Below are 12,381 nucleotides of genomic sequence, written 5' to 3'. Positions count from 1 at the left end.
AGGGAAATATGGCAGTTTTAGAAATTGTAAAGCATCCAAATGAAGTGTTAGAAACACCATGCGAAAGAGTAATTAACTTTGATAAAAAGTTAGTGAAATTGTTAAAAGATATGCATGAAACAATGTTAATTGCAGACGGAGTTGGTCTAGCTGCGCCACAAGTGGGTGTAAGCTTACAAGTTGCTGTTGTTGATATAGGTGATGATACGGGTAAAATTGAATTAATTAATCCTGTTATTTTAGAAAAACGTGGTGAACAAGTAGGTCCCGAAGGCTGCTTAAGCTTTCCGGGACTTTATGGTGAAGTGGAGCGTGCAGATTACATTAAAGTACGTGCACAAAATCGTCGCGGTAAAATATTTTTATTAGAAGCGGATGACTTCTTAGCGCGTGCAATTCAGCATGAAATCGATCATTTACACGGTGTTTTATTTACATCTAAAGTGAAAAGGTATTATGAAGCAGGCGAATTAGAATAGGTTTAAAAGGAGCGGTTTTTGAATGATGAAAGTAGTATTTATGGGGACACCGGACTTTTCTGTGCCGGTGCTTCGTCGTCTTATCGAGGACGGATATGACGTAGTTGGTGTTGTAACGCAACCTGATCGTCCAGTTGGTAGAAAAAAGGTTTTAACACCTACTCCTGTTAAAGTAGAAGCGGAGAAACATGGTATTCCAGTAGTACAGCCGTTAAAAATTCGTGAAAAAGACGAATATGAAAAAGTATTAGCACTAGAGCCAGACTTAATTGTAACAGCAGCATTTGGACAAATCGTACCGAATGAAATTTTAGAAGCGCCAAAGTATGGATGTATTAATGTCCACGCATCATTACTTCCAGAACTTCGCGGTGGTGCACCAATTCATTATGCGATCATGGAAGGTAAAGAGAAAACAGGTATTACAATTATGTATATGGTAGAAAAATTAGATGCGGGCGATATATTAACGCAAGTAGAAGTAGAAATTGAAGAGCGTGAAACAACAGGTTCATTATTTGATAAGTTAAGCGAAGCAGGAGCACACCTTTTATCTAAAACGGTTCCTTTACTAATTCAGGGTAAACTAGAACCAATTAAACAAAGTGAAGCTGAAGTGACGTTTGCATATAATATAAAACGTGAGCAAGAGATAATTGATTGGACAAAAACAGGTGAAGAAGTATACAATCACATTCGCGGATTGAATCCATGGCCAGTTGCTTATACGACTTTGGCAGGACAAGTTATTAAAGTATGGTGGGGAGAGAAGGTCTCTATTACAGAGAAAGCTGAACCAGGTACAATAGTAGCTCTTGAAGAAGATGGATTTGTTGTTGCAACAGGGAACGAGACAGGCGTTAAAATCACTGAATTGCAACCATCTGGTAAAAAGCGTATGAGTTGTTCACAATTTTTACGTGGAACAAAACCTGAAATTGGTACGAAGTTAGGAGAAAATGCATGAGACAAAATGTTCGTGAATTAGCTCTGGATGGCTTAATTCAAGTAGAAAAAAGTGGTGCATATAGCAACTTACTTTTAAATAATTTGATTGAAAAAAATACAATTGACAGAAAAGATATTGGTTTATTAACTGAAATGGTATATGGAACAATTCAACGTCGTGACACACTAGATTATTATTTACAACCATTTTTAAGAAAAAAAGTTGAAGCGTGGGTAAGAGTGTTGCTTCGCCTATCTCTATATCAAATGCTATATTTAGACCGAGTTCCAGAAAGAGCGGCTATTCATGAAGCAGTTGAGATTGCAAAGCGCCGTGGGCATAAAGGGATTTCAGGCATGGTGAACGGAGTATTGCGTTCGATTCAGCGAGAAGGTGTACCTTCGTTAGAAGAAATCGAAAATCCAGTAGAACGACTTGCGATTGCAACGAGTCATCCAATGTGGCTTGTACAAGAATGGGCATCCGAATATGGTTTAGAGACAGCAGAGAAAATGTGTGAAGTAAATATGTTGCCACCTGTACCAACAGCACGTGTAAATGTTGATAAAGTAACGGTAGAAGAAGCGGTTGCGTTATTAGCTGATGAGGGTATAGAAGCAAAACGTGGCGAATTGTCAGAGGATGCAATTCAAATTGAAAGAGGAAATGTCGCACATACAGAAGCGTTCAAAAAAGGTTTCCTTTCTATTCAAGATGAAAGCTCAATGCTTGTAGCACGTGCTTTAGAACCGAATAAAGGAGATACAGTTCTAGATAGTTGTGCTGCTCCTGGCGGAAAAACAACTCATATTGCAGAGCGTTTGGACGGAACTGGTAAGGTAATGTCGCTTGATTTACACGCACATAAAGTACGTTTAATTGAACAACAGGCGAAGAGACTTGGTTTAGAAAATGTAGAAACGATGGCTTTAGATGCTAGAAAAGTTCAAGAGCATTTTGCAAATGAATCTTTTGACAAAATATTAGTAGATGCACCATGTTCTGGATTTGGTGTTATTAGACGTAAACCTGATATTAAGTTAGGTAAAGATAAGGGCGATAGTGAAAGGTTATCAACGATTCAACTTGCGATACTAGAAAAAATAGCACCATTGTTAAAACAAGGTGGTCGCCTTGTTTATAGTACGTGCACAATTGAAAAAATAGAAAATGAACAAGTAATAAAGCAATTTTTACAAGAGCATCCTGAATTTGAATGGGATACTACGATAAAAGATCGCATGCCAGAAAAGTTAAATCCGTATATTGATGAAGGTCAAGTACGAATTTTACCGCATTATTTTGCAACAGATGGCTTTTATATTGCTTGTTTAAGAAAGAAGGTGTAGCATCATGGAAACGACTGTAAAAAAACAAAAGAAAAATCTAGAAACAAAGAAACCATCAATTTATTCTTTACAACTTCATGAAATGCAAGATTGGTTAAAGGAACAAGGAGAACCTAAGTTCCGTGCAGGACAAATTTTTGATTGGCTATATAAAAAACGTGTAAAAAATTATGAGGATATGTCAAACCTTGCTAAAGGATTGCGCGATAAATTGTCGAATTCCTTTGATATTACTACTTTAAACACTTTAGTAAAACAAACGTCTTCGGATGGAACGATTAAATTCCTATTCCAGTTATACGATGGATACTCTATTGAAACTGTACTAATGCGACATGAATATGGAAATTCCATTTGTGTAACAACACAGGTGGGTTGCCGCATTGGCTGTACGTTCTGTGCTTCTACACTTGGTGGGTTAAAACGAAACTTAGAGGCTGGAGAAATTGTAGCRCAAGTAGTAGAAGTTCAGCGTGCGCTTGATGAAACAGAAGAACGTGTAAGTTCTCTTGTTGTTATGGGAATTGGAGAACCATTTGATAATTATGATAACTTAATGTCATTCTTACGCATTGTAAATCATGAAAAAGGAATTCATATTGGTGCAAGACATATGACAGTTTCAACAAGTGGAATTGTTCCAAAAATTTATAAGTTCGCTGAAGAAGATATGCAAATTAATTTTGCGATTTCATTGCATGCTGCAAATACAGAGATACGTTCAAAATTAATGCCGATCAACCGTGCTTATAAGCTACCTGATTTAATGGAAGCTGTTAAATACTATGTAAATAGAACAGGGCGTCGTATTACATTTGAATATGGCTTATTTGGAGGAGAAAATGACCAAGTTGAGCACGCTGAAGAACTTGCTGCGCTCTTAAAAGGTGTAAAATGTCATGTAAACTTAATTCCGGTAAACTACGTGCCAGAACGTGATTATGTACGTACGCCACGAGAGCAAATTTTCTTATTTGAAAAGACGCTAAAAGATCGTGGAGTGAATGTAACCATTCGCCGTGAACAAGGTCATGATATTGATGCAGCCTGCGGTCAGTTGCGTGCAAAGGAGCGCAAAGAAGAGACGAGGTGACTAGATGAAAGCCGTGTTTCTATCGGATAAAGGAAAAGTTCGTCAACATAATGAAGATAGTGCAGGAGTTTTTCGCAATTTAGATGGAAATATTTTAGCGGTAGTAGCAGATGGAATGGGAGGTCATCGAGCTGGCGATGTAGCTAGCTCGATGGCTATTCAATTATTCCATGATTATTGGAAGCAAACGCATAATATGAATGAGCCTAAAAAGGTAGAAAAGTGGTTACATACTAACGTTGGAATTATTAATGAGCGCATATTTGCTTACTCTAAGCAGCATGCAGAATGTAATGGCATGGGAACAACACTTATAATAGCCATTTGTACATCGAATTTTGTGACGATAGGTCATATAGGAGATAGTCGGTGTTATATGGTATCAGAGGGGAAAATGACGCTTGTAACGGAAGATCATTCGCTTGTAAATGAACTTGTGAGACATGGCGAAATTTCAAAGGAAGATGCAGAATATCACCCGAAAAAGAATGTTTTGTTAAGAGCATTAGGAAATGAAGAAACAGTTGGATTAGATGTTAAAACATTGGTGCTTGAAGAAGATGATCAATTACTTCTTTGCTCGGATGGATTGTCTAACAAAGTTTCTATTGCTGATATGCAACAAATTTTACAATTGAATGAACAGCTCGAGGCGAAGGGAGAGCATCTCATTCAATTAGCAAATGATCGTGGTGGAGAAGATAATATTACCCTCGTTATTATTGATTATACGGATTCGACAAACGAAAGTAGGTGAAGTGCAACGTGCTGATTGGAAAACGCTTAAATGACCGTTATAAGCTGCTGAAAATGATTGGCGGTGGAGGAATGGCCAATGTATATTTAGCTCATGATGATATACTCGGCCGAGATGTAGCGGTAAAAATATTAAGACTCGACTATTCAAATAATGAAGAGTTTATTAAACGTTTCCATCGAGAAGCGCAATCTGTTACAACGTTGTCGCATCCAAATATTGTGAATATGTATGATGTTGGGGAAGAGGATGATATATATTATCTTGTAATGGAATATGTACCTGGACGAACATTGAAGCAATACATAATTGATCGAGGGATGTTACCGATAGGAGAGGCTCTTGATATAATGGAGCAGTTAACGTCCGCTATGGCACACGCCCATCATTTTGAGATTGTACATCGTGATATTAAACCGCACAATATTTTGATTCGAGATGACGGAGTGGTCAAAGTAACAGACTTTGGAATTGCGACAGCTACAAGTGCAGCAACGATTACACATACAAATTCGGTGCTCGGTTCGGTGCATTATTTATCACCAGAACAAGCGCGCGGCGGTATAGCGAATAAACAATCAGATATTTATTCACTTGGGATTGTTATGTTTGAATTGTTAACAGGAAGACAACCGTTTTCTGGTGAATCTGCTGTTGCAATTGCGTTAAAACATTTACAAAATGAAATGCCATCTCCAAAAAGATGGAATGAAAATATTCCACAAAGTGTTGAAAATATTATATTAAAGGCAACTGCGAAAGATCCGTTCCATCGATATCAATCTGCTAACGCGATGAAACGAGATATTGAAACAGCACTATACCCAGAACGAATAAATGAACAACCATTTTACATACCAGAAGATATGGAAGCAACGAAAGCGATTCCAATTATTCAACAAGAACAACTATTTCAAAATGTAAGTGATGAAACGATTGTATTAAAAGGAAGTAAAGTGGATGAACAAGTAAGAAAAGAAGAGACCAAATCAGGTAAGAAGAAAAAGCGAAATAATAAATGGCTGAAAGTTTTAATTACAACATTTTTACTTTTAGCGATAGGGATAACATTAGCACTTACTGTTATTCCAGGCTTCTTTATTCCGAAAGATGTGAAGGTTCCTGATGTGGCTGGTATGAAATATACGACAGCTGTAAATACATTAGTTGAAAAAGGTTTTGAAGTTACTGAACCTAATCTTGTATATACAGATGATGTTGAAGCCGGAAAAGTGATAAAAACAGATCCTATAGCAGGAAGAGTAGTGAAAGAAAACTCTAAAATTACTATCTATCAATCAGGTGGGAAAAAGAAAAGTAAGATGCGTGATTTGACAGGAAAAGATTTCGAGAGTATAAGAGCTGAGTTAGAAGAAAAATATAAACAAGTTACAATAAATTATATTGAAAATGATAAGCCGAAAGGTGAAATTGTAGAGCAAATACCAACGCCTGATCAAATGGTTATAGAGACAGAACAAGAACTGAAAATTTGGGTAAGTAAAGGACCTTATCAAATAAGACCAGGTGATTTTTCAGGATGGACTGAAAATAGTGTAAAAGGTTATTTAAATGAAAGAAAGCTTGTTTCTGATATAAAAAGAGAGTATTCAGATAAGGTTGATAAAGGTCTTGTTATTTCACAGTTACCAAAGCCTGGGACACCTTTAAAAGAAGGAGATAAAGTATCGATTGTTATCTCAGATGGTCCGAAGCCTAAAGTGACGAAAACGGTAAAAGTGGATAACATTTCTATCCCATATGAAGCTTCTGCAACAGGTGAGAAAAAGCCGCAAACAATAGAAATTTATAAAGAAGATATGCAGCAAAAAATGGATAAACCAGTTGAAACGAGAACAATTACTGAGTCAGCGATTATTTCTTTAGAATTTGTAATTCAAGAAGGTGCAAAGGGACACTATAAAATTGTCCGAGATGGAGTAACGATTATGGACAAGGAAGTACCATATCCAGCTCAATAATAGTGAATTCCATCGTCCTTATATAGAAGATAGAATTTATTACTCTTGCCTGTTATGCTGTCTACATCGTGGACTGTATAACAGGCAAAAATATATGATTCAAAAAGCTGTAAAAGTGATACTGTTGTAAATAATATTTCAAATTTGATGGTAGATTAAATATATGAACCTGGATATATATTTGGTGGGATTTGAACTAATTGTTTAAAGAACGCTAGTCTATTCATATTTAATTGCAGTTTCATTTTATACAAAATAAAGGAGAATTATATGCCAGAAGGAAAAATTGTAAAAGCTCTAAGTGGGTTTTATTATGTGCAGAATGAGGAAGGGATTACACAATGTCGTGGGCGTGGTGTATTTAGAAAGAATAAAATTACGCCACTTGTAGGAGACCAAGTTGTTTTTCAAGCGGATAATCCGAATGAAGGTTATGTGTTAGAAGTATTTGATCGGAAAAATGAACTTGTTAGACCTCCTATTGCTAATGTTGATCAAGCTATTCTTGTTTTCTCTGCGGTAGAACCAGATTTTAATCCAGGACTGTTAGATCGATTTTTAGTATTAATTGAATATCATAACATTAAACCAATTATTTGTATTAGTAAGATGGATTTAGTAGATGAAAAAATGAGAGAAACTGTTGAATCTTATGCAAATGATTATCGTGAAATGGGTTATGATGTGTTGTTTACTTCTATAAATACATCGGAAAGTATTGATATTCTGAAACCATTCTTAGAAGGTTGTATTTCCGTCGTTGCAGGCCAATCTGGTGTTGGGAAATCTTCAATGCTAAACGTATTACGTCCAGATTTAGAATTGAAAACTAATGATATTTCTTCACATTTAGGACGTGGAAAGCATACGACAAGACATGTAGAATTAATTACAGTTGGAAGCGGACTTGTTGCGGATACACCTGGTTTTAGTTCGCTTGATTTCATAGATATAGAGGTAGAAGATCTTACATATTGTTTTCCAGAGTTGAAAGAAGCGAGCCAATACTGTAAATTTAGAGGGTGTACACACCTTGCTGAACCGAAATGTGCGGTGAAAGCTGCGGTTGAAGAAGGAAAGATTACCGAATATCGTTATAAGAATTACAAACAATTCGTAGAAGAAATTAGAGAGAGAAAGCCGAGGTATTAGTCATGATTAAAATTGCACCATCGATTTTATCAGCAGATTTTTCAAGATTAGGGGAAGAGATTAAAGATGTAGAAAAAGGCGGAGCTGACTACATTCACGTCGATGTAATGGATGGGCATTTCGTACCAAATATTACGATTGGACCATTAATTGTAGAAGCAATCCGTCCTATTACATCATTACCGTTAGATGTACATTTAATGATTGAAAATCCTGATAACTATATCCCAACTTTCGCAAAAGCGGGAGCGGATATTATTACTGTTCATGTAGAAGCGTGTCCTCATTTACATCGTACAATTCAGTTAATTAAATCTCATGACATTAAAGCAGGGGTTGTATTAAATCCGCATACTCCAGTTTCAACGATTGAGCATGTATTAGAAGATATAGACATGGTATTACTTATGACAGTAAATCCTGGATTTGGCGGGCAGAAGTTTATTCATTCTGTATTACCGAAAATCAAACAAGTTGCAGAAATGGTTAAAGAGCGAAATCTAGAAGTGGAAATTGAAGTTGATGGTGGTGTCAATGCTGAAACGGCAAGACTTTGTATTGAAGCAGGAGCGAATGTTCTTGTAGCGGGATCAGCAGTATACAATCAAAAAGACCGCGGTGAAGCAATTCGTGTAATTCGCGGATAAAGAATGAACGAACCTTTATCCTAGTGAAGCTTCTAGTTCATTAAGACTTCACTATTTATACATGTTAGAGTGGCAAATAAGGAGAAAGGCAATCTACCGAATGGCAGATTGCCTTTTTACAATAGAAGGGGAAGGAAAAATGATTATTCATATTTTAGCGGGAGGACCTGCAGAATACTGCGCAGATTTTTCGCGGTATGAAAATGAAGAAGTAGTTTGGGCGGCCGTTGATAGAGGAGTGTACCGTTTGTTGAAAAGAGGAATCACTCCGGCTGTTGCGTTTGGGGATTATGATTCAGTTACTGATGAGGAATTAGCATGGATGAGGCAGCAAACAAATGAATTACATATCGTCCCGCGAGAAAAAGATCAAACAGATTTAGAAATTGCAATTAGCTGGGCTTTAGAACAGAAACCAAAATTAATTCGTATTTTTGGTGCTACTGGTGGAAGACTTGATCATGGTTTAGCAAATATTCAGATGCTTTTAAAGGGATTAGAAGTAAATATAGAAATGTGTATTGTGGACAATAAAAATGAAATAATGGTGAAAAAGTTTGGTATGTATATAATTGAAGGAAACGAACATTTTCCATACGTATCATTTGTACCAGTTACTGAAAGGGTAGAAGGTATTACACTTCACGGTTTTAAGTATCCCCTTACTAATAAAACAATAGAGTGGGGATCGACACTTTGTATTAGTAATGAACTCGTTGAGGAAAAAGGTACTTTTTCATTCACTTCTGGCATATTAATGATGATAAGAAGCACTGATTGAAGAAACAATTTTGCTCCTTGCATCATATAGTGAACAAGTGGAGTAATGGGGATTAGGAGGGAAACCATGAGATTTTATACAATTAAGTTACCTAAATTTCTTGGTGGAATTGTTCGTGCGATGTTAAATACCTTCAAAAAAGACTAAAAAAAGCACCTATTACCGGTGCTTTTTCCAATGGTATAATAAAAAAAGAGCCTAGCGGCTCTTTTTTTTATTATTAAACACGTTCGATTTTGCCAGATTTTAATGCTCTAGCAGAAACGTAAACACGTTGAACTTTTCCGTCGATGCGTACGCGAACTTTTTGAAGGTTAGCGCCCCATTTACGTTTTGTAGCGTTCATTGCGTGAGAACGAGAGTTACCAGAACGAGCTTTTCTTCCAGTGATAGCACAAACACGAGCCATTTATATTTCCCTCCCTTAACTACCGTAACATACGTAATTTTTCAATATTAGTCTTTTATGCGATGCTAAAAACACTACTATAATTTAACACAACTAAAAAGAGAATGCAACACCGTAGGAAAAAGAAATCAAGAAAAAATACTTGACACTATATGTCAATGAAGAAAAGGTGAAATCAAGAAAAATTGCTTGACATATTATAGTGGTACATGTTGTATAATAACAATGGACTATTTTGCTCATCATAAAAAAATGTAATTTAAAACATAAAATATGAGAGTGAAAAAGAAAGAACGATGGAATTTTCTTTAAAAAGATTATATGATAGTAACTAAAGTAGTCTAGCTCACTTTCACCATTTATGAAGGGGGAAACGAGATGTCAATTGAAATTAAAACGAAGTACGGTCAAATTGATATTAGTACAGATGTAATTGCAACAATTGCTGGAGGTGCCGCAGTAGATTGCTACGGTATCGTAGGTATGGCATCAAAAAATCAGTTAAAAGATGGATTAACAGAAATTTTACGAAAAGAAAACTTCACTAGAGGCGTTATTGTTCGTAAAAATGAAGATGAAGTACATATTGATATGTATATTATTGTGAGCTATGGTACGAAAATTTCAGAAGTAGCACATAACGTGCAGACTAAAGTGAAATATACATTAGATCAAACTGTAGGACTAGCAGTAGATTCTGTAAACATCTACGTACAAGGAGTTAAAGTAATAAACTTGTAATGTGCATTAAGGAGGAAAATCTGTGTCAATTCAAAAAATTGATGGAAAACGTTTATCACAAATGATCATTCAAGGAGCCAATAATTTAACAAATAATGTTCAGCTTGTTGATGCATTAAACGTATTCCCAGTTCCAGATGGCGATACCGGTACAAACATGAACTTATCAATGACTTCAGGCGCACGTGAAGTGAAAGCAAATCCTTCGCAGCATGCTGGTAAAGTCGGTGTAAGTTTAGCCAAAGGATTATTAATGGGAGCTCGTGGTAACTCTGGGGTTATTTTATCTCAGTTATTCCGTGGTTTCTCTAAATCCATTGAACAAAAAGAAGAATTAACGACAGTTGATTTTGCTGCAGCTTTAGAAGCTGGAGTAGAGGCAGCTTACAAAGCGGTTATGAAACCAATTGAAGGAACGATTTTAACGGTTGCAAGAGAAACGGGTAAATATGCAGTGACAGTTGCGAAAAAACAGCGCGACTTTGTTTTGTTTATGGAAGACGTTGTAAAAGAAGCAAACGCATCGTTAAATCGTACGCCAGATTTATTACCTGTATTAAAACAAGTTGGCGTTGTAGATAGCGGTGGTAAAGGTCTTGTTGTTGTATATGAAGGATTTTTAGCTGACTTAAAAGGAGAAACGATTTCTTCTAATATGCCTGCACAACCATCTATGAATGACATGGTACGTGCAGAACATCACCGTAGTGTACAAAGCCAATTGAGTACAGAAGATATTAAGTATGGATATTGTACGGAGTTCATGGTGAAATTAGAGCCTGGAAAAATGAAGGAACATAATTTCTCTGAACAAAAATTCCGTGAAGATATTAGTGTGTACGGAGATTCACTACTTGTTGTATCGGATGATGAGGTTGTAAAGGTTCATATTCATGCGGAACATCCTGGAGATCCTATGAACTATGGACAACGTTACGGTAGTCTAATTAAGATCAAAGTAGAAAATATGCGTGAACAGCATACTGCTTTATTAGATGAACCTACCATGGTACCTGAACAAACGAATCAGCCAATAGAGAAACAACCGTATGGTATTGTAACTGTAGCTATGGGATCGGGTATTAAAACTCTATTTGAGAGCATTGGTGCAACGAAAGTTATCGAAGGTGGCCAAACGATGAATCCGAGTACGGAGGATATTGTGAAGGCGATTGAAGAGGCGAATGCTGAAAAAATCATCATCTTACCAAATAACGGGAATATCGTGATGGCAGCAGAACAAGCAGCGTCAGTTGTAGAACAAGAAGTTATTGTTATTCGTTCAAAAACAGTTCCTCAAGGTATGGCTGCAATGTTAGCATTTAATCCAGTTGGAACGCTAGAAGAGAATGAAGAAAACATGAAAGAAGCTTTAGCTCATGTGAAAACAGGTCAGATTACGTATGCTGTTCGTGATACGGAAATTGACGGTGTAGCGATTCAAAAAGATGATTTCATGTGTATTGCAGATGGGAAAATTGTATCTACAAATGCTGAGAAAGTAGGAGCTGCAAAGCAATTACTAGAAGCGCTAATTGATGAAGATTCTGAAATCGTAACGATTCTACAAGGTGAAGATGCAACAGATGAAGAAGTGGCTAAATTAGTTGCGTTTGTAGAAGAGAACTTTGAAGATGCAGAAGTAGAAGTACATGCAGGGAACCAACCGGTGTATTCTTTCATCTTCTCTGTAGAATAAGAAAAGATTCGATTTGAAAATAAATGGGTTACTTACTTGCTAATGGATAAGAAATAGTGATATGAGGTTTACTACTAGTTTTTATTCAAAAGGCTAGCATATTGATGATAGAAAAGAGCCTTGCTGCTAATAGTGAGGCTCTTTTCTTACGTATTGTACAACTTTGTTTTATCCCGCTATTTGTGGGCAGTAAAACTTCCACCCCCTATATTCGGCTGAAGCAAAGAAGTTAAGTGGGAGATTAACTGCCCGTAAACGCCCACTGATTATAGTTTCACTTTATATAGAGGGATTGGAGTAGTTTCTCTTAGAATGCCTATGATAGAATATATAAGGTGAAAGA

At 36.4% G+C, this 12,381-nt stretch carries 13 protein-coding genes; 12 read left to right on the top strand and 1 reads right to left on the bottom strand.

The genetic code is table 11. From position 1 onward, the window contains the following. Positions 1-8 precede the first annotated feature (8 nt). The 10 genes from def to spoVM all read left to right on the top strand — a co-directional run bounded on the left by def (position 9) and on the right by spoVM (position 9,336). Entirely contained in the window at positions 9-479 is a 471-nt protein-coding gene (def, locus tag AC1DKZ_RS01055) for a peptide deformylase (RefSeq protein WP_002014496.1), read from the top strand. Positions 480-501: 22 nt separating this feature from the next. Further along, complete coding sequence (gene fmt / locus AC1DKZ_RS01050; protein WP_002014498.1) at positions 502-1,446, top strand: methionyl-tRNA formyltransferase; 945 nt, start codon at positions 502-504, stop codon at positions 1,444-1,446. Beyond that, entirely contained in the window at positions 1,443-2,777 is a 1,335-nt protein-coding gene (rsmB, locus tag AC1DKZ_RS01045; protein WP_002128834.1) for a 16S rRNA (cytosine(967)-C(5))-methyltransferase RsmB, read from the top strand. Before fmt ends, rsmB begins: the two co-directional genes overlap by 4 nt. A gap of 4 nt (positions 2,778-2,781) precedes the next feature. Beyond that, entirely contained in the window at positions 2,782-3,870 is a 1,089-nt protein-coding gene (gene rlmN / locus AC1DKZ_RS01040; RefSeq protein ID WP_002014500.1) for a dual-specificity RNA methyltransferase RlmN, read from the top strand. A gap of 4 nt (positions 3,871-3,874) precedes the next feature. Then, positions 3,875-4,627, top strand: a complete 753-nt coding sequence (locus tag AC1DKZ_RS01035; RefSeq protein ID WP_476995548.1) for a Stp1/IreP family PP2C-type Ser/Thr phosphatase — start codon at positions 3,875-3,877, stop codon at positions 4,625-4,627. A gap of 8 nt (positions 4,628-4,635) precedes the next feature. Next, complete coding sequence (gene pknB / locus AC1DKZ_RS01030) at positions 4,636-6,609, top strand: Stk1 family PASTA domain-containing Ser/Thr kinase (protein ID WP_476995547.1); 1,974 nt, start codon at positions 4,636-4,638, stop codon at positions 6,607-6,609. A 270-nt stretch (positions 6,610-6,879) separates the two neighbouring features. Next, positions 6,880-7,761 carry a ribosome small subunit-dependent GTPase A gene (gene rsgA, locus AC1DKZ_RS01025; RefSeq protein WP_002014503.1) on the top strand — a complete coding sequence of 294 codons (882 nt, stop codon included), beginning with the start codon at positions 6,880-6,882 and terminating at the stop codon, positions 7,759-7,761. Positions 7,762-7,763: 2 nt separating this feature from the next. Then, the gene (rpe, locus tag AC1DKZ_RS01020; RefSeq protein WP_002014505.1) at positions 7,764-8,408 is read left to right on the top strand and encodes a ribulose-phosphate 3-epimerase; all 645 of its coding nucleotides are present in this window, start codon (positions 7,764-7,766) and stop codon (positions 8,406-8,408) included. 100 nt (positions 8,409-8,508) lie between these two features. Further along, on the top strand, positions 8,509-9,189 hold the full coding sequence (locus AC1DKZ_RS01015; RefSeq protein WP_002014506.1) for a thiamine diphosphokinase: 681 nt from the start codon (positions 8,509-8,511) through the stop codon (positions 9,187-9,189). 66 nt (positions 9,190-9,255) lie between these two features. Further along, positions 9,256-9,336 (top strand): stage V sporulation protein SpoVM, encoded by an 81-nt coding sequence (gene spoVM, locus AC1DKZ_RS01010; RefSeq protein WP_001213599.1) that lies wholly within the window; start codon positions 9,256-9,258, stop codon positions 9,334-9,336. 73 nt (positions 9,337-9,409) lie between these two features. On the opposite strand, the gene rpmB is transcribed toward spoVM, so the two are convergent. Beyond that, entirely contained in the window at positions 9,410-9,598 is a 189-nt protein-coding gene (gene rpmB / locus AC1DKZ_RS01005) for a 50S ribosomal protein L28 (protein WP_000124776.1), read from the bottom strand. A 378-nt stretch (positions 9,599-9,976) separates the two neighbouring features. Here rpmB and AC1DKZ_RS01000 point away from each other — a divergent pair, with 378 nt between their 5' ends. Both AC1DKZ_RS01000 and AC1DKZ_RS00995 read left to right on the top strand, forming a co-directional pair. Beyond that, positions 9,977-10,339: an Asp23/Gls24 family envelope stress response protein gene (locus AC1DKZ_RS01000; RefSeq protein ID WP_002014507.1), complete on the top strand. Its 363-nt coding sequence runs from the start codon at positions 9,977-9,979 to the stop codon at positions 10,337-10,339. 22 nt (positions 10,340-10,361) lie between these two features. Beyond that, complete coding sequence (locus AC1DKZ_RS00995) at positions 10,362-12,038, top strand: DAK2 domain-containing protein (RefSeq protein ID WP_002066784.1); 1,677 nt, start codon at positions 10,362-10,364, stop codon at positions 12,036-12,038. Positions 12,039-12,381 lie beyond the last annotated feature (343 nt).

The sequence above is a fragment of the Bacillus sp. 05T21 genome, from assembly GCF_056396785.1.
Note: the sequence above shows the minus strand (reverse complement) of the source record. Positions and strands in the feature narration are given on the sequence as shown.